Below are 21526 nucleotides of genomic sequence, written 5' to 3'. Positions count from 1 at the left end.
AGGGGGTTCACCCGGGCAACGAACCGCCGGGCGATGCGGTCCCTCCCCTAGCGCGCAAAAATCACCGCTGTCGCGGAAAAATCGTTGCGTCGCGCAAATGAAAATTCCGATTGGGTTCGATTGGCGGAATTACTGTTGCGAACGCTAATCATTAGCTTGAAATTGCACGGCTAATCTTACCTCCGTCATCCCCGCCTGCGCGGGGATGACGAAAGCTGGGTGACGGAGCGCGATCAGCCCCCGGCCTGCAACAATTCGTGCCGCTTCAGCGCATGGCGAAGCTGGTCATAGGTCAGCCCCAACGCCTCCGCCGTCGCCCGCTGGTTGAAGCGGTGATCGGCCAGCGCGCGCTGGAGCAGTTCCTTCTCGAACCGCGCCACCCGGCCCTTGAAGTCGGTCGCCCCGGCAAGCATGGGCTGCGCTTCCAGCATCACGGGCGCGGACGCGGCGGCAGCCACAGGCGCCGGCGCACTCGAAGCACTGCCCTGCATCGTCCGCAGCCGGAACGGCGACTGGAAGGGATCGATCTCGATCGCGTCGATCGGCCCGTCCTGCTCCCAGCGATAGACGGCCCGCTCGACGACGTTGCGCAGTTCGCGGACATTGCCCGGCCAGTCATAATGGACGAGGATATCGAGCGCATTCGGCCCCCAGCCGGGCCAGTCGACCCAGCCGATCTCGCTCGCCATGCGCCGGCCGTAGAATTCGGCGAGCACCTCGACATCGCCCGGCCGGTGCCGCAGCGGCGGCAGCGTCACCACCTCGAAGCTCAACCGGTCGAGCAGGTCGGCGCGGAACGTGCCCTTCTCCACCCGTTCGGGCAGATGCTCGTTGGTCGCCGCGACGATACGGACATCGACCTGCACCGGCCGCGAAGACCCGATCCGCGTGACCTCTCCATATTCCACCGCGCGCAGCAGCCGCTCCTGCGCGCCCATCGAGAGCGTGCCCAACTCGTCGAGGAACAGCGTGCCGCGATGCGCTTCCTCGAACCGGCCGATCCGCGCCTTGGTCGCGCCGGTGAAGGCGCCTGCCTCATGGCCGAACAGCTCGGCCTCGATCAGCGTCTCAGGCAGCGCAGCGCAGTTCATCGTGACCAGCGGCTGGTCCCAGCGCGGCGACAGGCGGTGAAGACGCTCGGCGACCAGTTCCTTGCCGGTACCGCGCTCGCCGATCACCAGCACCGGGCGATCGAGCGCGGCCGCCCGGCTGGCGCGTTCCAGCGCGTCGAGAAATGCCGAGGACTGGCCGATGACCTGGGTTACGCGCTCCATGCCAAATCCTTGGTGTATTTTCCCAACACTTGGCAAGTTAAATCCGCCAGCTGAACCCCTTATGAACGGGAAAAACGGCAGATTTCTGCGGTTTTCACAAATTGGCACGCCCCCTGCAATGCTGAGAGCAAGCCCGATGACGGGCCTGGAAAAACACCAAGGTTCAGGGAACAAGATCATGAACGCCAACGCCGCCTACTACCGCAACGCCTTCTTCTCGGTGGCACTTTCGGTAGCCGCCAGCCTGGTCATCATGGCCGGCACGGCCGGCTTGGTGACGGCCTGAGAAACAGGGTCCCCCGCTCGCAGCCCCTCGCGAGCGGAAACCTGACGGGAGGGGTCACCCCCTAGGCCCCTCCCGGCAGGAAACGAAATACGAAGGAGTAACGACGAAATGGGTATCTTCTCTCGAACCCGCGACATCATCGCCGCCAACGTCACCGATCTGCTCGACAAGGCGGAGGATCCCGCGAAGATGATCCGCATGATCATCCTCGAGATGGAGGAAACGCTGGTCGAGGTCCGCGCTTCCGCGGCCCGCACCATCGCGGACCAGAAGGAAATGCGCCGCCACATCGCCAAGCTCGAGAAGCTCCAGGAGAGCTGGACCGAGAAGGCGGAGCTGGCGCTCTCCAAGGGCCGCGAGGACCTGGCCAAGGCCGCGCTGGTCGAGAAGCAGAAGGCCGCCGACATGTGCGAGCAGCTGAACGAGGAAATCTCGGTGCTCGACGAGGCGCTCAAGGCCGCGGAAGAGGACATCAACAAGCTCCAGACCAAGCTGCGCGAGGCCCGAGCCCGCCAGAACTCGATCGTCACCCGCATGGAGAGCGCCAACAATCGGATGCGCCTGCGCGAGATCACCAACGGCTCGCGGGTGCAGGATGCCTTCTCGCGCTTCGATGTTCTCGAGCGCCGGGTGGACTTCGCCGAAGGCCGCGCCGAGGCTGCCGGCCTGGGCGGCGCCCCCAAGACGCTCGACGAGGAAATCGCCGAACTCCGCTCGTCGGAGAAGGTGGATGCCGAGCTCGAGGCCCTGAAGGCCCGCCTCAACAAGGGAGCCTAAGCGATGGAGGAAGTCTTCCTTCCGATCGTCATCGTCGGGATGCTCTTCATCGGGCTGCCCTGGGTGATCATGCACTACATCACCAAGTGGAAGCAGTCCGGCACGATCACCAACGAGGACGAGAAGCTGCTCGACGAGCTGCACTATACTGCACGCCAGCTCGAAGAGCGCCTGCTCACCGTCGAGCGGATCATCGCCGCCGACAACCCCGATTTCCGCCCTGTCCGCGACGTTCGCCCGGAACAGAGCCCCTATGACATTTCCCGGAGGAATTGAGATGTCGAGCCGCACCAAATTCTATCTCGACAAGGCCAATGGCAAGTTTCTCGGCGTCTGCTCGGGCCTTGCCGACTATACCGGGATCGATGTCATCTGGCTTCGCCTCGGCATGGTGATCCTGGCGCTCTCGACGAGCGGCACCGTGATCGTCGGTTACTTCCTGGTCGCCTGGCTGGCCTCGAACAAGCCCGCCGGTCTCTACGAAGGCCCGGAGGAAGCCAAGTTCTGGCAGGGCGTCCGCGCCAACCCGACGCGCTCGACCGCCGAGGTCCGTTCGAAGTTCCGCGACATCGACCGCCGCCTCGCCGATATCGAGATGTACTATACGAGCCGCAACACCCGGCTCGCCGATGAGATCGACAGCCTGCGCTGAGCCAATCGCCAGGTAAGTCAACAGGGAGGAAGAAATGAGGGATTTAGCGTGGCTGGTACCGGTTCTGATCGTCACTGCGGTGATGGCGTCCAAGGCCTTCCAGACCTGGGTCCGCGCCAAGCACGGCTACCCGATCGAGAATGAAGGCATTCACGGCCTTCGCGGCAAGCGCAGCTTCCAGGGCGAAAAGAGCGACAATCTCGAAGCAGACCGCAAGATCGCCCTTCTCGCATCGGAGAATGAGCGCCTGACCGGTCAGATCAGCCGGCTCGAGGAGCGGATCGCGGTCCTGGAACGAATAGCCACCGATCCCGCCGAGCGGGTCGCCCGCGAGATCGACAGCCTGCGCTGAGGAGTGACGAGATGAGCTTTCCCTTCGCAGCCTTCGCCCCAGTCGCCCTGATCATCGGTGCGCTCGCGGTGGCGGGATGGGTGTTCACCACCTGGCTCCGTATCAAGCATGGCTATCCGCTCGACGGCAGCTGGGGCCAGGCACTCTATCCGAAGACCAATGACGCGGCGATGGAGCGGATCAAGCTCCTGAGCCAGGAGAATGCCCAGCTCCGCGCCGAACTGGGCTCGATCAAGGACCGGCTCGCCAATGTCGAGCGGATCGTGACCGACGGCTCGCACCTGCTCGATCAGGAGATCGAGAAGCTGCGCAGCCCCCGCAACTGAGGAGGAAGCAATGGAGATCAGTCCCATCCTCGTTCCGATCCTGGGCATCCTGTGTGGAACGATCGCCGTGATCGGCGGTGTCTACCTCAAGCCCTGGTTCGCACTTCAGCAGCGCAAGCTGGAGCTCGAAGCCCAGATGGTCGCCGAAAAGGCCGCGCAATATGCGGCCCAGACCGAACGGCTCGAGCAGCGGGTGCGGGTCCTCGAACGGATCGTCACCGACAAGGGCGTCGACCTCGCCGACGAGATCGAGAAGCTGCGGGATGCCCCCCCGCTGAACTGAAATTCCCACGCGGCGCCGACAAGGGCCGCCAGTATTGAGGAAGTCCACCATGATTGCCATCGTAGTGTTCGCAGTGCTGTGCGCACTGTGCGGGGGAGCTATTGCCCTCGCCGAGAAGCGGGATCGCCCCGTCCGCCGCGCCGCGCGGCTCGCCCGGGCCGGCCAGCAGAACTGATCAACGAAGCGCGTTTGAAGGAGTAGTGGAATGAACCCGTTCGAGATGGTTGTCGCGATTATCGTGATCGTCACGATCGGCAGCGTGCTCAAGGCGCGCTACGGCATCCACAAGGACAAGGACGGCAACGAGGTCTATCGCGGCAACGCCGCGGACAGCGCCTCCGTCGCCGAGAATGCCCGGCTCCGCGACGAGGTCCGTGCGCTCAAGGAGCGCGTCCAGGTACTCGAACGCGTGATCACCGACACCGAAGGCAGTGTTCGTCTCGACCGCGAGATCGAATCGCTGCGCGACAAGAACTGAATGCGTCAGACCAAGGGAGGCATGACGTGACCCAGGATCCGACTCTCTACCTCACCCTCGCCCTTTCCGGCCTCACCGGGCTGGGCATGCTGATCGCCGCCGGGCTCTCGGGCTGGCGGGGCTGGCTGGCCCTGAAGCGCCAGGAGCTCGATGTGCACCATGTGCCGGAAACGGCACCCGCAATGCCCACCGCCGCCTCGCGGATCGAGATCGCCGATCTCAAGGAGCGCATCCGCAAGCTCGAAGCGATCGCGGCCGGGGTGGACCTCTGAGGTCCACCCGGCTAGCGGCGGGGCATGACCAGCCTCGCCGACCTGCAGGACGAATATGCGTTCCTCGAACCTGATGACCGCTATCGCCTGCTGATTGATCTGGGCCGCGGGCTGGAGGAAATGCCCGAAGCGCTCAAGACCGACGCCACTTTGGTCCGCGGCTGCTCGGCCGCGGTGTGGGTCTACCCCACCCGCCTCGACGATGGCCGGCTCCACTTCCTCGCCGACTCCAACGCGGCAATCACCAAGGGCATCATCGCGCTGGTGCTGCTCACGGTGCAAGACAAGGCCCCGGCCGAGATTCTGGCAACCGACATCGAAGGCGCGCTGGCGCCGTTCGACCTCAGGAACCAGCTCAGCTCGAACCGGACCCAGGGCATACCCAACATGATCGCGTTGGTGCGCGAGACAGCGCAGCGCTACACGGCCTAGGCTCTTCTCTTCGTCATCCCGGCGAAAGCCGGGATCTCAGGCGAAGGCGGGAAAAGAGCAGCACGAGATCCCGGCTTTCGCCGGGATGACGGGAATAGGCTATCGCCCCAGCCCCAGTTCCTCCGCCACTTTATCCAGATCCGCGCCCTTCGGCACCAGCAGCCATTCCTTCGGCCCGCCGGCGTCGATCACCGTCACAGCCCCGCGCGGGCATACGCCCATGCACTTGACCTCGACGATCCCCGCCTCGGCCTTGCGGCCCTTCTTCAGGCCCAGATGCTTGCGCAGCGCCTTGGCGAGCGATTGCTTGCCCTTGGGCCCGAAGCCGCCGTCCAGCTTCTTCGAGCATTTCGCACAGACAAGGACGGTATGGTCCCAGTTGGAATGGACGCGGTGCTTCAATCGCCCTTCCACGTCCGCCGTTCCTCGGCGGCCTTGAGCACGTCATAGGCGGCCTGGATCGCGTGGAAGCGCTTCGCCGCCTCGGCGTCGTTGGGATTCACGTCCGGATGGTTGACCTTGGCGAGCCGACGATAGGCCATGCGTACCGCGTCGAAATCGCTGTCGACCTCGAGCTCGAGCACCTCCAGCGCGCGCATCTCGTCGCGCGAGCGGCTGCCGTCGCCCGGCCCCGCCCAGCCATTATACTTCGCCTCGGCAAAGCCCGATGCATCGCGCCGCTCGTCCGCCTCGCGCTTGGCAGCCTCCTCGGCAGTCAGGCCGGCGAAATAGTCCCAGTTGCGGTTGTACTCGGCGGCGTGCGTCTCGCAAAAATACCAGCGCTCGGGGCTGTTGGGCGATTTGGGCGCGGGCCGGTCGCCCGGCTGGTCGCAGCCATGGCGGTCGCACAGGCGCACCTTCACGGCCTCGCGCTCGGCGCCATATTCGCGCCAGCGTGGAAAGCCCCAGTCTGAAGATCGCGTCTGCCTTGCCATGCCGTCCAGATAGCCACTCGTTCGGATGGCGCAAGCATAGCACCGCCGTGTTACATGAAATGCCAGAGGATCTATAAGCCGGGTTCTGTCCACCCTCGAAAGGGATGGGCGACCATTCCTCTAGGCGACGGATCGCTCCGCCGCTCCAGCAACCAACCCGGGCGACGGGCCGGAACCAGGCCCATGCGCCGCCCCTATTCGGTCTTGCTCCCGGTGGGGTTTACCATGCCGCTTCCGTTACCGGTCGCGCGGTGCGCTCTTGCCGCACCCTTTCACCCTTGCCCTTAGTCCCGAAGGACCAGTGGGCGGTCTGCTCTCTGTGGCACTGTCCCTGGGGTCGCCCCCGCCGGGCATTACCCGGCACCGTGTTTCCGTGGAGCCCGGACTTTCCTCGCGTGCTTGCGCACCCGCGGCCGCCCGATCCTCTGGCGCGGACCGCTCTAGCGAAGCGGCGCGTTACTGCAAGGGCTTCAGGCTTTTCCGTCGCCATCCGGATCGGCGGTGCGCAGCACCGCGGTGCCCCAGGCCATCACCTCGACCTTCCACTGGACGCTGAGGCCGGAGGCCAGCGCGATCTTGCGATAGTCCGATCCGAGGCCGACCACGCCGTCCGCGCCGCGCACCTGCGCGACCCGTTCGACCGCTTCGGTCGCCTCGCTCACGGTGGGAATATTGACCGAGGACGGCACCTCGCCCTTCGCATCGGCGCGCGCCACGCCGGAAAGATAGGCCTGGACCGGGCCAAGGGATGTCGAGGAACCGATATTGCTCAAGGCGAAACAACCTCCGCCTTCCTATAGATCATCCTATACTTGCAGAAGCCTGCACGGATTTAGTGCACGGACCCGTAACTAAACCGGCTCAGTCGTCGCCCTGGGGCTTGGGCAGAAGCAGCGCGAGCAGCAGGCAGCGGCATTCCATGTCGATCTCGCCGTCGATCATCTCGGGGCGGAAACGGCGCTGGAAGGCGGTGACCGCGGCAGTCTCGTCGGTCACGTCATAGCCGAAGCGCTCGAGCGCCATGATGAAGCCGGCATCGGGCCAGCCCGGATCCATCAGGTTCCGGGTCGGTCGCGGCAACGCAAGGCGCAAGCGGGCGAGCGCATGCCAGTTGAACAGCTCGCCCGGGTCCTGCTTGCGCGCCGGCGCCACGTCGGAATGGCCGACGACATTGCCGCGGGTGATGCCGTAGCGCTCCTTGATCTCCGCCACGAGCGGGATCAGCGCGCCCATCTGCTCGGCGGGGAACGGACGATAGCCATGCTCATGCCCGGGATTGACGATCTCGATGCCGACCGAGGCCGAGTTGACGTCCTTGATCCCCCGCCAGTGCGAGCGGCCGGCATGCCAGGCGCGCTTGTCCTCGGGCACCAGCCGGTGGATCGTGCCATCCTCTTCGACCATGTAATGGGCGGAGACCTTCGCCTCGGGATCGCGCAATCGCGCCAGCGCCGCCTCGCCGCTTTCCATGCCGGTATAGTGCAGCACGATCATCGTGACCGGCAGCGCCCGCTCGTCGAAATTGGGCGAGGGCGCGTCGAGAAAGGCCAGGCCGTTGTGCATGGGCCGAACGCTAGACCCGTAACGATGCCGCGATCAACCCGCCGCGCGCACCGATCCCGGTGCCTCGACGCCGCGATAGAAGCCGCGATAACGCTCGCAGGGAGTGAAATGCTCGGTCTGGCCGATCACCGTCTCGCCGGCGCCGAGCGCGAGCAACCCGCCCGGCCGCATCGCCGAGGACAGGGTGTCGAACACCTTCCGGCGCACCGCGACCGAGAAGTACAGCATCACGTTGCGGCACAGGATGATGTCGAACACGCCCGCAGGCGCTGGATCGAGGGTGAGGTTGTGCTGGCGGAACTGGAGCTTGCGCACCAGTTCGGGCTTGGCGACCCAGTCGGCGTTCACCGAGTCGAACCAGGTCATCATCCGGCGCACGGGCAACCCGCGCTGGATCTCGAACTGCGAGAAGCGGCCGCTCCGGGCCCGGGCAAGCGCCGCGGGCGAGACATCGGTCGCCACGATCTCGGGATCGGGCATGCCGCGCTCGGAGAAGAGCATGGCGAGGCTCAGCGGCTCCTGCCCGGTCGAGCAACCCGCCGACCAGATGCGCAGCCGGCGGTGGCCGGCCTCGGCCTGCATCGCCTGGGCGGCATCCGCCACCATGTCGAGCACCGCGGTATCGCGGAAGAAACTGGTTTCCTGGTTGAGCAGCGCATCGACGACCTTGTCCGCCAGCTCGCCGGTCCGCGCCGAGATGAGCTGGGCGACCAGCTCGTCGAGGCTCGCCAGCCCGCGCTCACGCAGGATCGGCTTCAGCGCCGTCTCGATCCGCCAGGTGCGGTTCGCGGCGATCTGCTGGCCGGCACGCTGCTCGAGCAGCGCCGCGATCATGTTCATCGCGCCGGCGGAAGCGATCGGCGCGGCGCCCGGAGTCGGGATCATGCCGCGCCTCCGCGCCGGGCGATCAGCCGCCCGATCTCATCCGGCGGCAGGATCGCGCTTGCCCGGCCGGCATTGGCGACGGCGCCGGGCATGCCCCACACCACCGAGCTCGTCTTGTCCTGCGCCAGCACGCGCGCGCCGGCGTCGATCAGGTCCTTGGCGCCTTCGCAGCCATCGCGCCCCATGCCGCTCAGCACCACGCCGAGCGCGCGGGCGCCGAATACCTGGGCGACGCTCTCGAACATCGGGTCGACCGAGGGCATGCAGCCGCTCGTCGCCTTCTCGTGCGTCAGGCGGATCGCCGAGCCGTCCGAGGTGCGGACCACGCGCATATGCGCATCACCCGGCGCGACGATGATCCGGCCGGGCCGGATGCGCATCCGGTCTGCAGCGACGTCGCAGGGCCGCCCGCCGAGCACGGCGAGCTGGGTGGCGAAATAGCTCATGAAGGAGACCGGCAGATGCTGGGTCACCAGGATCGGTACCTGGAAGCGCGCCGGGATCGCGCGGAGCAGCTGGCTGAGCGCGTGGATGCCGCCGGTCGAGGCGCCGATCGCGACCAGCTCGAAATCGTCCGGCAGCTGGACCGGACCATGCTGCTGGGTGTTGGCCGTCACGGGTGCGGGATGCACAGGTGCCGCGGGCTCGGGCACCGAATGGCCATGCGTCTCGAGCAGACGCGAAAGCCGCTCCTCGAGCACTTCGGCGAAACGGCCGCCGAACGCGCCGATGCCGGGCTTGACCAGCGTGTCCGCCGCGCCGAGCGCCAGCGCCTGCACGGTCACCGCGGCACCCTGCTCGGCCGCCGAGGAGACGATCAGCACCTTGGCGCCCCGTCCCGCCGAGATCACGTCGGGCAGCGCGGTGAGGCCGTCGATGCCCGGCATCTCGATGTCGAGCAGGATGATGTCGACACTATGGGTCTTGAGATAGTCGAGCGCCGCGCGCACGTCGCTATAGGCGGCAGCGACGCGGAAGCGCCGCGTGCCTTCCACCATGCGCCCCAGCACCGAGCGTGCGACGACGGAGTCGTCGACGATCAGCACCTGCGCCGGCCCGGCAGCCGCGCTGCCGAACCCGGTGTCCGCAAGAGATGCGTGCGCCACTGGGGCCTCTCCTATGCGTCGCTCAGGCGACGCCGACGATCTGCAGCTTGCTTTCCAGCGTCTCGCGGTCGAACGGCTTCATGACATACTCGTCGGCACCGGCTTCGATGGCGGCGCGGATATAGGCCATGCCGTTCTCGGTGGTGCAGAACACCACCTTGGGACGCTGGGGAAGTCCCGAGTCCTTGAGCGCGCGGAGGAAGTCCATGCCGCTCATCACGGGCATGTTCCAGTCCAGCAGGATCACGTCCGGCGGGGTCTGCAGGCAGGAGTCGAGCGCCTCGCGACCGTCACCGGCCTCGCGCACTTCGAAGTCGAGAGTCTCCAGGATGTGCCGGGCGACCTTCCGGATCACCTTGGAGTCGTCGACGACCAGACAAGTCTTCATTTTCCCCTGTTCCCCGCTTTCAGGTGTCTAGGTTGGGATTGGACAGTGCACGAAAGATGTGAGTGCGACGTTAATCTTGCGAACTAATTGATCCCGGCATGGCCGGGGACGAGGCTGGCGAGGTCGATCGCGAGGATCGGCTCGCCGTCCCGTTCCACGATGCCCCGCCCTGCCCCGCGCCAGGCGGGATCGAGCGTGACGCCGTGGGCCAGCGGCAGCAGGTCGAACGGCGCGACATCGTCGAGCGCGTCGACCAGCATCGCATAATGATGCCCCTCGACCTGGGTGATCACCGCTCGGCGCGCCGGGCTGCCGCCCGCCATGCCGAGCGCCGACTGGGTGTCGACCACAGTCACCACCCGGCTGCGCAGCGCGGCGAGCCCGCGGACATGCTGCGAGGCGCGCGGCACCGCCGTCACCTCGCCGATGTCCACCACGGACTCGACCTGCTCGGAGTCGATCGCAACGGCGCGGCCCGCTACCTGGGCGATGAGATAGAGATGCGACATCAGCGACCTGCCTTGCCCGAGACCCGGGCTTCGAGCGCGGAAAGCAGTCCCGCCCTGTCATATCTATAGACGCTGTCGTCGCCCGACCCACCCGAAGCGCGCTTCTTTCGCAAGCGGACGACCGGCGCGGGTGCGCCGAGTACGCCCTGCGCCTCCTCGGTGGAGAGCACCACGGCGGGCATCTCGCCCGGCGCGAGGCGGAGCGCGACGCGATATCCCGAGGCCTCCAGAAGCGGCTTCACGAAGGAGGCCATCCAGCCATCCTCGTCGCCCGAGATCAGGCAGAGCGGCGGGGTGTCCTCCACCTCGCGCTCGGCATGCTCGTCGAAGATCCACAGCATGTCGACCAGCTCGATCTGCTCGCCATCGACCAGCACGACGCCGGCGATCGGCCCCGGCTCGCGGGCCGGCGCGATCTCTTCGGGCAGCACGACGATGTCGGCGGCTTCCTCGATCGCATAGGAGACTTCGTTGATGCCGTCCTTCAGGCGCAGCACGTTGATCCGCTCGAGCCCGTCCAGGTCGCCATGGGCGGCGAGGGGCAGGATACGGTCGTCGATGGTGATGCGGAAGCGGCCGGCGGCAAAGCGGACATTGACCGCATCGACCTGCTCGACCCGGTCGACCGCCGCCAGCGGCACCGCACGGCGCACGCCGTCCAGGTCGCGGAACAGCAGCGCGGGCATGCCCTGCTCGACTTCGATCTCTTCCTCTTCCTCGAACAGCTGCTGCGCGTCGCGGCTGAAATCCAGGCTCGCCGCCTTGGCCATGCCGGCGCAGTCGAGCAGCAGCATCGGCAGGCCCGAATCCGGCAGCGTCTGTCCGGCATAGAGGCCGGTCGACATCACCGCGGGCGAAGCCGGCTTGATCACCAGCTCCTCATTGTCGAGCACCGTGTCGACGGCCAGCGCATAGCTGCCCTCGCTCACGCTGACGATGGCGAGCATCTGCGCCCCTTCCTCGCGCGCGGTGCTGGCGGGCACGCCGAGCATCGAGGCCAGATCGATCAGCGGCATGCGCCGCTCGCGCACCGAGGCGACCGGCGAGCCGCCGATCACGTCGACGCGGATCGCATCGCCACGCTCGGTGACGATCTCCTCGATCGACTGGCGCGGGATCGCGAAACGCTGGCCGCCAACGCCCACCACGATCGTCGAGATGATCGACAGGGTCAGCGGCACATGGATGGCGATGCGCAGGCCCTTGCCGGGATTGCTGTCGAGCTCGACGCGCCCGCCGATCTGCTCGATCGCGGCACGGACGACGTCCATGCCGACGCCGCGCCCGGAGACTTCGCTCACCACGTCCTTTGACGACAGGCCCGGCTCGAACACCAGGTCGAGCTTGGCGCGCGCCGACAGGCTGCGCAGCTTGGCCTCGTCGCGGCCCTGGATGACCAGCTTCTGGATCAGCCGCTCGGTATCGATGCCGCGGCCGTCATCGGCGATCTCGATGATGATCTGGTTGCCCGACTGGCGCGCCGAGACCGACAGGCGGCCATTCTCGCGCTTGCCGCCGGCGCGGCGCTCGCCCGGCGCCTCGATGCCATGATCGATCGAATTGCGGATGATGTGGACCAGCGGGTCGCGCATCACTTCGATCATCTCGCGGTCGAGCTCGACGTCGGAGCCCTCGACCTGGAGCATCACCGACTTGCCCAGCCCCGCCGCCGTGTCGCGCACCATCCGCGGCAGTGCGGAGAACAGCGCGTCGATCTTCTGCATGCGGGTGCGCGTCACCGTGTCGCGCATCTCGCCGACGGTGAGCGACAGCCGCTCCAGCGCCGCCTCGATCGCGGGATCGATCTCGCCGTTCCGCAGCCGCCGGGCCAGCTCGTTGCGGGCGAGCACCATGTCCGACATGCCGGACATCATCCGGTCAAGCAGATCGACGTTCAGGCGCACGCTGCGTGCCGGCGCGCGGCTGACGATCGGGCCGGCATGCGCGATTTCCTCGGCCCCTTCGGCCAGCGCGGCGACCAGCAGCTCGTCGCCGCTATCGTCCAGGCTGGTGCCCGATTCGATCGCCTCGACCAGCTCGCCGATCCGGTCGACCACCGCGAGCACGGCATTGACCAGTGCGCGATCGGGCGCGCGCTTGCCCTCGCGCACCTGCGCCAGCACGTCCTCGGCGGCATGGCTGAGCCGGCCCAGGCGCGGCAGGTCGAGAAAGCCGCAGCTCCCCTTCACGGTGTGCACGAAGCGGAAAATGGCATCGAGCCGGGCGCGATCCGCCGGATGCGCTTCCCACGCGACGATCTCGCCCGAAAGCGCTTCGAGCGTCTCACGCGTCTCGGCGATGAATTCCTGCAGCAGGTCGTCCATGGGGCCCCGGAAAGCAAATTTGCGGGGGTCTTGTGCGGGATGGGTGGTTAAAAGGGCGTTAGCCGCCTGACCTAAAGGCGCCGGCTTGCGCCATTGCGCCGCCCGTGGAACCTAGGCCGGCATGGACGGCACGCGCGCATTCAGGAAATCGGCTGGGGTATTCGCCGACTATGACAAATCCCCCGACTACCTTGAGCTCGTGCCGCTCCGGATTCCGGCGGGCTGGAAGATCGGCTGGAACCAGTTCCACCGCGACAAGCGTGTCGAGAACGGCGATTTCGGCGGCTCCAGCGTTTTCTACGCAACAAATGAAGGTCGGCGTTTCGTCATCGACGTGGAGTTCCGGCCGGAGCACGATCCCGAAGGCCATTTCGAGCTGAAGGTCGAGTATCAGCCCTGGCCCCGCGACGCGCGCGGCAGACGCCGCAACGACCTGCCCTTCCGCTTCGACGGCGATGCGAAGCTGATGCACAGCTTCGAGACGAAATCCTATCCCGAGCTGATCGAGCAGCTCGAAACCTGGATCGCGCGCTGCACGATCTGGACGGTCGAGGGAAATTAGTCCCCCAAATCAGAGGATCCATTCTCGCCCGCATAGCTGGCATCCAGCAGCTTCGTGCCGAGATCCCCGAGCTTCTGATAATCGAAGCTCGCATTGGTGAAGACGATCACGGTGTGCCCGTCGGCGAGTACGCGGCGAGCGAGCATCCGGAAGCCGCCGTTCGAACCATCTTCCCACGCCGCTTCCCGCTCGGTACTCCCGATCTTCTCGATCCGCACCCGGCCGCCCAGCGCATAATGCTGGTCGGGCATCAACGTCGTCATCAGCGCCTTTCGCGAGGCGGGGCTGAGCAGCTTGCCATCCAGCACCGCATTCATCAGCGTCATCAGGTCGGGCGCGCTGGTATAATAGCCACCGGCCATCGCCATGAAATCCGGCACCGGATTCGGCTTGCGCACCGGCCGCGGATCAAGCCCCGCATACCCCTGCGCAATGCCTGTCACCGCACCGGAATCGCCACGATAGACCCCACTATCCTTGAGCCTCAGCGGCCGGACCAGCAGCTGATCGACCAAAGCCGCGTAGGGCTTGTCGGTGACGCGCTCGACGATCGCCTTGGCGAGAACCCAATTGGAGTGCGAATAGTCCCAGGCCGTTCCGGGCTCGAAGGCCAGGTCACCGCTGGCATAACGCCGCACGGCTTCCATCTGCTCGAGTTCCACACCGCGCGACTGCACGTCCTTGCGCGCCTCCTGCAGCTGGTTGGGCAGGCCGCTCGAATGGCTCATCAGCCGCCGGAGCGTCAGCCGGGCGCCGGTGTCCGCGCGATAATCGGGCAGGTAGCGCGTAATCGGCGCGTCGATATCGAGCTTGCCCTGATCCACCAGCCTGAGGATCACGATCGAGGCGATCCATTTGGACACCGATCCGGTCTCGAACCGGGTGTTCGCCAGCATCGGTACGCCATTCCCTGCGTCCGCCCAGCCGATCCCCTTCACGAAGCTGACATGCTTGCCGGTGCCGACCAGCGCGACGCCGTTGAAGCCCTCAGAAGCATCGACGAGATCGTGATAGGATTGGCCCAAGCAAGGCGCCGACATCCCGAGCACCAGCACCGCCGCCACCACCCTCAAGCCACGCATACGCCCCCCATGCCCACGGTCTCCGCGAGCATGTCACGCCGATGCGCCTCTTACAACTACAACTGTAATCGATATGGTCAGGCGACCCGGAAGCTTGCCCCGAACAGCAGCACCTCTGCGTCGGGCGGGCTCACCTGGAGCATGCCGCCGCCCTGCGTGACCAGCGCATGGACCAGATAGGCCGCCGCCGCGCGCGGAGTGATCGGCAAATCGTCCTTGCCCCCGGCCAGCGCGCTGCGCAGCTCGGGGTCGAGCACGATGCGCGGCCCATCGGCGCGCACGACGATCTCGATCTGGCCGTCGATGATCTCCGCGCCGATGTCGAGCTGGCCGCCGCGGATCAGCGCGTCGCCGCCGATCAGCGACAGGTTCATCAGCACCTTGATCGCCTGCTTGGGGAGAACCGGGTCCTCAACCATCCAGCCGACATTGACGCGGTGGTTCTCGCCGAACAGCCCCTCGATGGCCGCCTGCGCCTCGCGCGTGTCGACCGTCTCGCCGAAGCCGCCCGCGGCGCCGAAGGCCAGGCGGAAGAATTTCAGCTTGTTGGCGCTCGCCTTGGCGCTCTCGTTAAGCAGCTCCAGGCAGCGCGCCCGCATCTCGGGATCATGCTCGTCGGCGAGCAGCTCCAGCCCGTTGTTGAGCGCCCCCACCGGGCTCAGCAGGTCGTGGCAGAGCCGCGAGCAGAGCAGACTGGCGAAATCGGTCGGACTGATGTTCAAGATGCGCGCTCCCCGGCAGGTCCTGCTTCTTTGGCCCAGAGGGCGCCATGCTGCAAGCGCACAGCACCGCACGCGACAAAGGTCGGGCTTGCCGACGCGACGAAGTTAGCGCTACCACCGCCGAAAAATATTGAGTGGAGAGTCTATGCGACCGGTCCTGCCTTTCGTCGCCGCGCTGCTGATCGCGCAGCCCCTGCCCGCACTGGCGCAGGAGAAACCCACCGCCACCGCCAGCTTCCGGATCGACAAGGCCCGCCTCGACAAGGCGCTCGCCGAGATGGTCTCCAGCGGCCGCGCGAGCGGGGTCGAGGCGCTCGTCTGGAAGGACGGCCGCGAAGTCTATTTCGGCGCCAATGGCCTGGCCGACCGCGAAGCCAACCGGCCGATGAAGCGCGACACGCTCGTCCAGATCTATTCGATGACCAAGCCGGTCACCGGCGTCTCGCTGATGCAGCTCTGGGAACAGGGCAAGTTCGGCCTCGACGATCCGCTTTCCCGCTACCTCCCCGAATTCGCGACGATGCTGGTGCAGGACGGCACCGATGCGAACGGCCAGCCGATCTGGCGCCCCTCGAAGCGCCCGGTGACGATCCGCGACGTGCTGCGCCACACCGCCGGCTTCGCCTATGGCGACGGCCCCAGCGCTGCGGAAAAGGCCTTTGCCGCCGCCGATCCGCTCGGGCTCGATCACGACCTGACCGAGTTCGGCCATCGCCTTGCCCATTCGCCGCTGATCTACGATCCTGGCACCGAATGGCGATACAGCTCGGCGGTCGACGTGCAGGCGCTGCTGGTCGAGAAGCTCTCGGGCCAGAAGTTCGAGGATTATGCCCGCCAGCACGTCCTCGCCCCACTCGGGATCAAGGAAGCCGCCTGGACCCAGCCGCAGGAGCGGCTCGACCGCTTCGCCGCCACCTATCTCCTCGGTACCGACGGCAAGCTCACCCGCGAGCCGGACGCGGTCACCCGCGCGCGCAACTTCCCCAAGCCGGCGATGACGATGGGCGGCGCGGGCATCGTCGCGCCGATCGACGATTACATGCGCTTCGCCCGCATGCTGCTGGGCCAGGGCACGCTCGACGGCGTCCGCATCCTCAAGCCCTCGACCGTGCGGCTGATGTCGACCAACCAGCTCGATCCGCGGATCACCGAGCGCAGCTGGCTGCCCGGCAAGGGCAATGTCGGCTTCGGCTTCGATTTCGCGGTGCGGATCGGCCAGCCCCAGACGCCCGAGGAGCAGCGCGGCGCGGTCGGCGAGTTCTTCTGGGACGGCGCCGCCTCCACCCTGTTCTGGGTCGATCCTGCCAACAAGCTGACCGCGGTGTTCTTCGTCCAGACCAAGCCCTTCCAGGTGTCGCTCCACCGCGACTTCCGCAAGGCCGTCTATGGCGAGACCTATCTCGGGCCGCAGGGCGACTAGCGGTTAATCCGCCTTGTTCCCCGGCGAAAGCCGGGGCCCAGGGTTTCTCTGCCGTCCCGCTTGCGACCCTGGGCCCCGGCTTTCGCCGGGGAACCGGGCACGCCCTGATCTGGAATCCCGAACAACCTGCGCATCACCCAAGCACCGAAGGGCCGATGATGCGCCCGTGCGGGACTATACCACCCTGCGGCCGGTGAAGAGCTGGATCAGGCCGACCACCACGGCGACCACCAGCAGGATGTGGATCAGCCCTGCGCCGACATGGAAGGTGAAGCCCAGCAGCCACAGGATCAGCAGGATGACGACGATCGTCCAAAGCATCGGCACGCTCTCCATTTAGAGTTTCTCCCTCAACGGGTTGCGGCGCTGGAACGTTCCGTGGCGGGCGCTGGGGTTTTTCCGGATTTCGCCGCGCGGGGGGCTTCCTGCTACAAGGTGCAGGAAAGGGCGTGGCCCGGCCCCGGGAATATCCATGACGAGCGCGGCGACGAACAGGCAAGGCAAGGCGGCTCCCGACCATCGTTGGGCCAGCCTCGGCGCGACCAGCCTGCCGATATGGTTCACCGGGATCGGCTTCCTCATCCTCTCCTCCCCGCTGTTCGGCTGGCTGCTCGGCATCCCCGTGCTGCGCGGCTTCGGCGACCCCAATTACGCGGTGGCGCCCCTCAGCGCGATCAACGGCGCCAGCGTGACGCTCACCGCATTCCTGGCGGTGAGCGGCCATCCCCGGCTCGCGCGGCTCGCCTTTGCGCCGGCGGCGATCCTGCTCAGCCTGATCACGCTCCAGTACCTGACCGGGGCTATCGCGGTGGAGCGGCTGTTCTTCCCTGAAGCCGTCCAGCGCCTGGGCGTCCGCAACAATGGGCTGCCCCCCGGCGGCGCGACCATGGTGCAGGCGGTGGGCGGGCTCGCGGCGGTCGCCATCACCTCGGACCGGCGGATCCCCCGCATCACCGCTTTGCTGCTGTCGAGCGCAGCAATGGCGCTCACCCTGCTCGCCGCGGCCGCCCTGCTCACCACTGGGCCCGGCCTGATCTCACCCGCCTTTCTGGGCAAGTCGACCATCTCCACCGCGATCGCCCTGCTCCCGCTCGCCGGGCTGACGCTCCACGCGATGCGACACCAGGCGGACGAACGCGGCTGGCACGTGCTGGTCCAGCTCGCCCCGGCGATCATCATCCTGCCCGCCATTCCCTCGCTGATCGGTATCGCCGCCTATCAGACCGGGCTGGTCGGCTTCGGCGCCGCGCAGTTCCTCGTCCTAGCCGGCGACGTGCTCATCCTCGCCCTGGTGCTGATGCGCGCCATCCGTCATGCCGACATGCAGAGCAGCGCCCTCGCGCTGCGCGAGGCGAAGCTCAGCGCGGTGCTGGCGATGGTCCCCGACGCGGTCATCCTGATCGAGGAGCAGGGCACGATCCTCGAGTTCAGCGCCGCCGCCGAGCGCCTCTGGGGCTATCGCGCCGAGGACGTGCTCGGCAAGCCGATCACCATGCTCGGCCCCGAGGCGCATGCCGATCGCTACCAGCGCGAGCTCTGGGACCTGCGCGAGCGCGAGCTCAGCCCTTGGGACGCCGAGCCGCTCAGCGTCATCGGCCAGCGCCGCGACGGCTCGGTCTTCCCGCTCGAGGCTCGCGCCGGCCGGGTGAAGGCCGATGCCGTCCAGTATCTGACGATCTTCATGCGCGACATGTCGGCCCAGTTCAGCGTCGAGGACCAGGTCGCCCAGCTCAATGCCGAGCTTGCCCATCTCGCGCGCCAGAGCGCGATGGGCGAGGCCGCCGCCGATCTCGCCCACGAGCTCAACCAGCCCCTCGCAGCCGCCGCCAACTATCTCTCCGCCGCGGTGATGATCGCCAAGGCCAGCGGGTCGGAAGGACCCGGCACCGAGATGGTCGGCAATGCCCGTGAGCAGGTGATGCAGGCCGGCGAGATCATCCGCCGCCTGCGCAGCTTCACCGAGCGCAACGACACCGAGCGCAGCATCGAGCCGCTCCAGCCGATGATCGAGGATGCCGCCCGGCTCGTCCTGGTCGGCTCGGGCCGCCTCGCCGCACAGATCGAGTGCGACGTCGAGCCGCCGAACCTCCGCGTCTTCGTCGATCGCGTCCAGGTCCAGCAGGTGCTGGTGAACCTGATGCGCAACGCGGTCGAGGCACTGCGCGAGACCGGCCAGAAGGACCCGCGCATCTGGATCACCGCCCGCCCCGCGCCCGACGCGATGGTCGAGGTGCAGTGCCGCGACAATGGCCCCGGCCTGCCGCCCGAGACGCTGGCCGAACTGTTCAAGCGCTTCTCCGCCAACAAGACCAGCGAGGGCATGGGCATCGGCCTGTCGATCTCGAAGCGCATCGTCGAGATGCACGGCGGCGCCTTCTCGGCGGCGAACGCGCCCGAAGGCGGCGCGATCTTCACCTTCACCCTGCCGACGCTCGACCGCGAGGAAGCTGCGGAAGCCTAGACGAAGTCCGCCGCCCTCAGCAGCACCTCGCGCCCCGGCACGATCCGCACCCGGCGCGCCTTCCCGCCCAGACGGACCTCCCGCATCCCCGCAACCGTGCCGCGCAGCCGTAGCTGCTCCAGCCGCCCGTTCCGCCAGCTGAGGTCGAGCGCGCAGCCTCCGCGCGTGCGCAGGCCCGTCGCCCGCCCCTCGGGCCAGGCGCGGGGCAAGGCGGGCAGCAGGTCGATCCGCTCGCCCTGGTTCTGCACCAGCATCTCGACAATCCCCGCCGCGCCACCGAAATTGCCGTCGATCTGGAAGGGCGGATGCGCGTCGAACATGTTGGGATAGGTGCGCTCGGGCCCGAGCAGGAACTTCAGGATCGCATGGGCATGGTCGCCGTCGCGCAGCCGCGCCCACAGGTTGATCCGCCACGCCGTCGCCCAGCCGGTCGCCTTGTCGCCGCGTATTTCCAGGCTGCGCTTCGCCGCCGCCGCCAGCTCGGGCGTGCGCTCGGGATCGATCTGGCGGCTCGGGTAGAGCCCATAGAGATGCGAGACGTGGCGGTGATGCACGTCCTCGGCGTCCGCATCCCAGTCGAACGGCCATTCCTGGAGCTGGCCCTGCCTGCCCACCCGCATCGGCGGCAGCTTGGCCCGCGCCGCCGCGATCTCGGCGACCAGCGCCTTGTCACGCCCCAACACGCCCGCCGCCGCGATCGTCTGGTCGAACAGGTCGCGCAATATCTGGCTGTCCATCGTCGGCGCGAAGATCAGCGACGCGCCATGGCCATGGTCATTCTCCGGCGACAGCGAGGGGTTGGTGACGAGCTGCCCGCTCGCGGGATCGACTTGCAGCGTATCGAGGAAGAACAGGCAGGCACCACTCAGGATCGGCCAGATCGATTCCAGATAAGCCCGGTCGGGCGCATATTCATAATGCTCCCACAGATGCGTGCAGAGCCACGCGCCGCCCATCGGCCACAGCCCGTATTTCGCCCCGTCGATCGGCGCGGTCGCGCGCCACAGATCGGTATTGTGGTGGCACACCCAGCCGCGCGCACCATACATGTCGCGCGCCGTCTTCGTGCCGGTCACCGCGATCTCGCGGACCAGCTGGACCAGCGGCTCGACGCACTCGGCCAGGTTCGTCGTGTGCGCGGGCCAGTAGTTCATCTCGGTATTGATGTTGATCGTGTACTTGCTGCCCCAGGGCGGGCTCAGCTTGTCGTTCCAGATGCCCTGCAGGTTCGCCGCCTGCGTCCCCGGCCGCGAGGAGCAGGCCAGCAGATAGCGGGCATATTGGAAGTAGAGCGCGGCGAGCGCCGGATCGTCGCTGGTCTCGGACTCGCGGATGCGCCGGTCGGTCGGCAGCGCCGCCGCCGGCGTGCTGCCCAGGTCGAGCGTCACCCGCCGGAACAGCCGGCGATGCTCGGCCGCAGTCGCGGCGGCCAGCGCCTCGAACCCTTTCTTCCTTGCCGCCGCGATCTGCCGCGCGGTGATCGCGCCCGGATCGCCGCTGACATCGTCGAACCGCCTGTAGCTGGTCGCCATCGCGATCCGCAGCACCACTGCGTCGGCACCCTCGACCAGCAGCGCATCGCCCTCGGCACGCACCCGCCCGCCCCTGGCCTCGACCTCCAGGCGCGCTTCGAAGCGCAGCGCCCCGGCAATGCTGCCATGCGGATCGTTGCGCCCGCCCAGCACCAGGGTCGCGCCCTCCGCCCGCACCTGCCACTGCTTCTCGGGCGAGGTGAAGGCCAGCCGGCACGACACCGAACCGCGCCGGCTGGCGCTCAGCTCCACCGCGATCACCTGGTCGACCGGCGAGGCGATCACCCGCCGGCGATGCGTCACCCCCTCCAGGGTAAACAGCGTCTCGGCCAGCGCCGCGTCGAGATCCAGGCTGCGCCGATAGCCCATCACCTTCGCCGCATCGATCCCGGGCAGCGCGATCTCCAGGCTGCCGACCGTCTGGTAGGCCGCCTGGCGCAGCGGCGTGGCCATCAGCCTCTCATTGGCGAGCGTCTCGGCCTCGGCGAACCTGCCCTCGAAGATCAGCCGCCGCACCTCGGGAAGCGCCGCCTTCGCCGCGGGATTGACCGGATCATAGGGCCCGCCCGCCCAAAGCGTATCCTCGTTGAGCTGGAGCCGCTCCTCGGCAATCCCGCCGAACACCATCGCGCCGATCCGGCCGTTGCCGATCGGCAGCGCCTCGGTCCATTCCTTCGCAGGCTGCTCATACCAGAGCAGGTTGGCGGCCTGTGCGACTCCCTTTGCCCGGGCGCCGGGCGCGGCAAGCGCGGCCCCTGCCGCCGCGAACAATCCCATCGCCCCGCGCCGGTCGCACGCCATGTCCCGCATCGCCCTCTCCTGCTCGTTATCGCGCGCATGATACCGGTATCATCGGCAAAGGCGAGCCGACAAGTTGCGACAATTTCGGCTCCTCAACGAGAAAT

At 67.2% G+C, this 21526-nt stretch carries 28 protein-coding genes and 1 other RNA gene; 14 read left to right on the top strand and 15 right to left on the bottom strand.

Features of this window, described 5'->3' with window-relative positions; genetic code table 11:
- Window positions 1-233 precede the first annotated feature (233 nt).
- Window positions 234-1274 (bottom strand): phage shock protein operon transcriptional activator, encoded by a 1041-nt coding sequence (gene pspF / locus J2W22_RS13140; RefSeq protein WP_307118690.1) that lies wholly within the window; start codon window positions 1272-1274, stop codon window positions 234-236.
- Between pspF and J2W22_RS13135 the strand changes: the two genes are divergently transcribed.
- The 11 genes from J2W22_RS13135 to J2W22_RS13085 all read left to right on the top strand — a co-directional run bounded on the left by J2W22_RS13135 (window position 1252) and on the right by J2W22_RS13085 (window position 5132).
- Window positions 1252-1560, top strand: coding sequence for a hypothetical protein (locus tag J2W22_RS13135; RefSeq protein WP_307118689.1), 309 nt, complete (start codon window positions 1252-1254; stop codon window positions 1558-1560). The genes pspF and J2W22_RS13135 overlap by 23 nt on opposite strands.
- A 108-nt stretch (window positions 1561-1668) precedes the next feature.
- On the top strand, window positions 1669-2337 hold the full coding sequence (pspA, locus tag J2W22_RS13130) for a phage shock protein PspA (protein WP_307118688.1): 669 nt from the start codon (window positions 1669-1671) through the stop codon (window positions 2335-2337).
- Window positions 2338-2340: 3 nt separating this feature from the next.
- A complete protein-coding gene (gene pspB, locus J2W22_RS13125; RefSeq protein WP_307118687.1) occupies window positions 2341-2613 on the top strand; it encodes an envelope stress response membrane protein PspB in 273 nt (90 codons plus the stop codon).
- Window position 2614: 1 nt separating this feature from the next.
- Entirely contained in the window at window positions 2615-2989 is a 375-nt protein-coding gene (pspC, locus tag J2W22_RS13120; RefSeq protein WP_307118686.1) for an envelope stress response membrane protein PspC, read from the top strand.
- Window positions 2990-3071: 82 nt separating this feature from the next.
- Window positions 3072-3341, top strand: a complete 270-nt coding sequence (locus tag J2W22_RS13115) for a hypothetical protein (protein ID WP_307119582.1) — start codon at window positions 3072-3074, stop codon at window positions 3339-3341.
- A gap of 11 nt (window positions 3342-3352) precedes the next feature.
- Complete coding sequence (locus J2W22_RS13110) at window positions 3353-3667, top strand: hypothetical protein (protein WP_307118685.1); 315 nt, start codon at window positions 3353-3355, stop codon at window positions 3665-3667.
- 10 nt (window positions 3668-3677) lie between these two features.
- Window positions 3678-3950, top strand: coding sequence for a hypothetical protein (locus J2W22_RS13105; protein ID WP_307118684.1), 273 nt, complete (start codon window positions 3678-3680; stop codon window positions 3948-3950).
- 49 nt (window positions 3951-3999) lie between these two features.
- Window positions 4000-4125 carry a hypothetical protein gene (locus tag J2W22_RS13100; protein ID WP_307118683.1) on the top strand — a complete coding sequence of 42 codons (126 nt, stop codon included), beginning with the start codon at window positions 4000-4002 and terminating at the stop codon, window positions 4123-4125.
- 30 nt (window positions 4126-4155) lie between these two features.
- Window positions 4156-4428 carry a hypothetical protein gene (locus tag J2W22_RS13095; protein ID WP_307118682.1) on the top strand — a complete coding sequence of 91 codons (273 nt, stop codon included), beginning with the start codon at window positions 4156-4158 and terminating at the stop codon, window positions 4426-4428.
- A gap of 86 nt (window positions 4429-4514) precedes the next feature.
- Window positions 4515-4700, top strand: a complete 186-nt coding sequence (locus J2W22_RS13090) for a hypothetical protein (RefSeq protein ID WP_307119581.1) — start codon at window positions 4515-4517, stop codon at window positions 4698-4700.
- Between the two features lie 24 nt (window positions 4701-4724).
- Window positions 4725-5132 (top strand): SufE family protein, encoded by a 408-nt coding sequence (locus J2W22_RS13085; protein ID WP_307118681.1) that lies wholly within the window; start codon window positions 4725-4727, stop codon window positions 5130-5132.
- Between the two features lie 99 nt (window positions 5133-5231).
- Here J2W22_RS13085 and J2W22_RS13080 read toward each other — a convergent pair whose 3' ends face one another.
- From J2W22_RS13080 to J2W22_RS13035, 10 genes are all read right to left on the bottom strand, one after another.
- Window positions 5232-5534 (bottom strand): (2Fe-2S) ferredoxin domain-containing protein, encoded by a 303-nt coding sequence (locus J2W22_RS13080; RefSeq protein ID WP_307118680.1) that lies wholly within the window; start codon window positions 5532-5534, stop codon window positions 5232-5234.
- The gene (locus J2W22_RS13075; protein WP_307118679.1) at window positions 5531-6067 is read right to left on the bottom strand and encodes a J domain-containing protein; all 537 of its coding nucleotides are present in this window, start codon (window positions 6065-6067) and stop codon (window positions 5531-5533) included. Before J2W22_RS13075 ends, J2W22_RS13080 begins: the two co-directional genes overlap by 4 nt.
- Before the next feature lie 58 nt (window positions 6068-6125).
- An RNA gene (rnpB, locus tag J2W22_RS13070) (RNase P RNA component class A) lies at window positions 6126-6496 on the bottom strand.
- A gap of 41 nt (window positions 6497-6537) precedes the next feature.
- Window positions 6538-6840 (bottom strand): hypothetical protein, encoded by a 303-nt coding sequence (locus J2W22_RS13065; protein ID WP_307118678.1) that lies wholly within the window; start codon window positions 6838-6840, stop codon window positions 6538-6540.
- Between the two features lie 88 nt (window positions 6841-6928).
- Window positions 6929-7630 carry an N-acetylmuramoyl-L-alanine amidase gene (locus J2W22_RS13060; RefSeq protein WP_307118677.1) on the bottom strand — a complete coding sequence of 234 codons (702 nt, stop codon included), beginning with the start codon at window positions 7628-7630 and terminating at the stop codon, window positions 6929-6931.
- 33 nt (window positions 7631-7663) lie between these two features.
- Entirely contained in the window at window positions 7664-8515 is an 852-nt protein-coding gene (locus J2W22_RS13055) for a CheR family methyltransferase (RefSeq protein ID WP_307118676.1), read from the bottom strand.
- A complete protein-coding gene (cheB, locus tag J2W22_RS13050) occupies window positions 8512-9561 on the bottom strand; it encodes a chemotaxis-specific protein-glutamate methyltransferase CheB (protein WP_373422991.1) in 1050 nt (349 codons plus the stop codon). The genes J2W22_RS13055 and cheB overlap by 4 nt, the downstream gene beginning before the upstream one ends.
- Before the next feature lie 82 nt (window positions 9562-9643).
- On the bottom strand, window positions 9644-10009 hold the full coding sequence (locus J2W22_RS13045) for a response regulator (RefSeq protein WP_086129096.1): 366 nt from the start codon (window positions 10007-10009) through the stop codon (window positions 9644-9646).
- 83 nt (window positions 10010-10092) lie between these two features.
- Window positions 10093-10518 (bottom strand): chemotaxis protein CheW, encoded by a 426-nt coding sequence (locus J2W22_RS13040; protein WP_307118674.1) that lies wholly within the window; start codon window positions 10516-10518, stop codon window positions 10093-10095.
- Window positions 10518-12842, bottom strand: coding sequence for a chemotaxis protein CheA (locus J2W22_RS13035; protein ID WP_307118673.1), 2325 nt, complete (start codon window positions 12840-12842; stop codon window positions 10518-10520). Before J2W22_RS13035 ends, J2W22_RS13040 begins: the two co-directional genes overlap by 1 nt.
- A gap of 121 nt (window positions 12843-12963) precedes the next feature.
- Here J2W22_RS13035 and J2W22_RS13030 point away from each other — a divergent pair, with 121 nt between their 5' ends.
- A complete protein-coding gene (locus tag J2W22_RS13030) occupies window positions 12964-13404 on the top strand; it encodes a hypothetical protein (protein ID WP_307118672.1) in 441 nt (146 codons plus the stop codon).
- On the opposite strand, the gene J2W22_RS13025 is transcribed toward J2W22_RS13030, so the two are convergent.
- Window positions 13401-14486 carry a serine hydrolase domain-containing protein gene (locus J2W22_RS13025; protein WP_307118671.1) on the bottom strand — a complete coding sequence of 362 codons (1086 nt, stop codon included), beginning with the start codon at window positions 14484-14486 and terminating at the stop codon, window positions 13401-13403. The genes J2W22_RS13030 and J2W22_RS13025 overlap by 4 nt on opposite strands.
- Before the next feature lie 77 nt (window positions 14487-14563).
- On the bottom strand, window positions 14564-15208 hold the full coding sequence (locus J2W22_RS13020; protein WP_183994693.1) for a histidine phosphotransferase family protein: 645 nt from the start codon (window positions 15206-15208) through the stop codon (window positions 14564-14566).
- Between the two features lie 145 nt (window positions 15209-15353).
- Between J2W22_RS13020 and J2W22_RS13015 the strand changes: the two genes are divergently transcribed.
- Window positions 15354-16628 carry a serine hydrolase domain-containing protein gene (locus tag J2W22_RS13015; RefSeq protein ID WP_307118670.1) on the top strand — a complete coding sequence of 425 codons (1275 nt, stop codon included), beginning with the start codon at window positions 15354-15356 and terminating at the stop codon, window positions 16626-16628.
- 174 nt (window positions 16629-16802) lie between these two features.
- On the opposite strand, the gene J2W22_RS13010 is transcribed toward J2W22_RS13015, so the two are convergent.
- Window positions 16803-16949 carry a lmo0937 family membrane protein gene (locus J2W22_RS13010; RefSeq protein WP_307118669.1) on the bottom strand — a complete coding sequence of 49 codons (147 nt, stop codon included), beginning with the start codon at window positions 16947-16949 and terminating at the stop codon, window positions 16803-16805.
- Between the two features lie 151 nt (window positions 16950-17100).
- Between J2W22_RS13010 and J2W22_RS13005 the strand changes: the two genes are divergently transcribed.
- Window positions 17101-19089 (top strand): sensor histidine kinase, encoded by a 1989-nt coding sequence (locus J2W22_RS13005; protein ID WP_307118668.1) that lies wholly within the window; start codon window positions 17101-17103, stop codon window positions 19087-19089.
- On the opposite strand, the gene J2W22_RS13000 is transcribed toward J2W22_RS13005, so the two are convergent.
- On the bottom strand, window positions 19086-21431 hold the full coding sequence (locus tag J2W22_RS13000; protein WP_307118667.1) for a glycoside hydrolase family 95 protein: 2346 nt from the start codon (window positions 21429-21431) through the stop codon (window positions 19086-19088). The genes J2W22_RS13005 and J2W22_RS13000 overlap by 4 nt on opposite strands.
- Window positions 21432-21526: the final 95 nt, after the last annotated feature.

Origin of the sequence: Sphingomonas kyeonggiensis, from assembly GCF_030812785.1 — a bacterium.
GTDB classification, from domain to species: domain Bacteria; phylum Pseudomonadota; class Alphaproteobacteria; order Sphingomonadales; family Sphingomonadaceae; genus Sphingomonas; species Sphingomonas kyeonggiensis_B.
The sequence above is the reverse complement of the archived record's forward strand: the minus strand, read 5'-3'. Positions and strand labels throughout refer to the sequence as shown.

Bases quoted from the DNA above. Each gene is read 5' to 3' on its own strand.
- J2W22_RS13090 (WP_307119581.1), top strand. From the start codon at position 4,515: ATGCTGATCGCCGCCGGGCTCTCGGGCTGGCGGGGCTGGCTGGCCCTG.
- J2W22_RS13110 (WP_307118685.1), top strand. From the start codon at position 3,353: ATGAGCTTTCCCTTCGCAGCCTTCGCCCCAGTCGCCCTGATCATCGGT.
- J2W22_RS13115 (WP_307119582.1), top strand. From the start codon at position 3,072: ATGGCGTCCAAGGCCTTCCAGACCTGGGTCCGCGCCAAGCACGGCTAC.
- J2W22_RS13055 (WP_307118676.1), bottom strand. From the start codon at position 8,515: ATGATCCCGACTCCGGGCGCCGCGCCGATCGCTTCCGCCGGCGCGATG.
- J2W22_RS13095 (WP_307118682.1), top strand. From the start codon at position 4,156: ATGAACCCGTTCGAGATGGTTGTCGCGATTATCGTGATCGTCACGATC.
- J2W22_RS13030 (WP_307118672.1), top strand. From the start codon at position 12,964: ATGGACGGCACGCGCGCATTCAGGAAATCGGCTGGGGTATTCGCCGAC.
- pspF (WP_307118690.1), bottom strand. From the start codon at position 1,274: ATGGAGCGCGTAACCCAGGTCATCGGCCAGTCCTCGGCATTTCTCGAC.
- J2W22_RS13025 (WP_307118671.1), bottom strand. From the start codon at position 14,486: ATGCGTGGCTTGAGGGTGGTGGCGGCGGTGCTGGTGCTCGGGATGTCG.
- J2W22_RS13100 (WP_307118683.1), top strand. From the start codon at position 4,000: ATGATTGCCATCGTAGTGTTCGCAGTGCTGTGCGCACTGTGCGGGGGA.
- J2W22_RS13075 (WP_307118679.1), bottom strand. From the start codon at position 6,067: ATGGCAAGGCAGACGCGATCTTCAGACTGGGGCTTTCCACGCTGGCGC.
- J2W22_RS13060 (WP_307118677.1), bottom strand. From the start codon at position 7,630: ATGCACAACGGCCTGGCCTTTCTCGACGCGCCCTCGCCCAATTTCGAC.
- pspA (WP_307118688.1), top strand. From the start codon at position 1,669: ATGGGTATCTTCTCTCGAACCCGCGACATCATCGCCGCCAACGTCACC.
- J2W22_RS13105 (WP_307118684.1), top strand. From the start codon at position 3,678: ATGGAGATCAGTCCCATCCTCGTTCCGATCCTGGGCATCCTGTGTGGA.
- J2W22_RS13015 (WP_307118670.1), top strand. From the start codon at position 15,354: ATGCGACCGGTCCTGCCTTTCGTCGCCGCGCTGCTGATCGCGCAGCCC.
- J2W22_RS13135 (WP_307118689.1), top strand. From the start codon at position 1,252: ATGACCTGGGTTACGCGCTCCATGCCAAATCCTTGGTGTATTTTCCCA.
- J2W22_RS13005 (WP_307118668.1), top strand. From the start codon at position 17,101: ATGACGAGCGCGGCGACGAACAGGCAAGGCAAGGCGGCTCCCGACCAT.
- pspC (WP_307118686.1), top strand. From the start codon at position 2,615: ATGTCGAGCCGCACCAAATTCTATCTCGACAAGGCCAATGGCAAGTTT.
- pspB (WP_307118687.1), top strand. From the start codon at position 2,341: ATGGAGGAAGTCTTCCTTCCGATCGTCATCGTCGGGATGCTCTTCATC.
- J2W22_RS13035 (WP_307118673.1), bottom strand. From the start codon at position 12,842: ATGGACGACCTGCTGCAGGAATTCATCGCCGAGACGCGTGAGACGCTC.
- J2W22_RS13040 (WP_307118674.1), bottom strand. From the start codon at position 10,518: ATGTCGCATCTCTATCTCATCGCCCAGGTAGCGGGCCGCGCCGTTGCG.
- J2W22_RS13045 (WP_086129096.1), bottom strand. From the start codon at position 10,009: ATGAAGACTTGTCTGGTCGTCGACGACTCCAAGGTGATCCGGAAGGTC.
- J2W22_RS13010 (WP_307118669.1), bottom strand. From the start codon at position 16,949: ATGCTTTGGACGATCGTCGTCATCCTGCTGATCCTGTGGCTGCTGGGC.
- J2W22_RS13000 (WP_307118667.1), bottom strand. From the start codon at position 21,431: ATGCGGGACATGGCGTGCGACCGGCGCGGGGCGATGGGATTGTTCGCG.
- J2W22_RS13085 (WP_307118681.1), top strand. From the start codon at position 4,725: ATGACCAGCCTCGCCGACCTGCAGGACGAATATGCGTTCCTCGAACCT.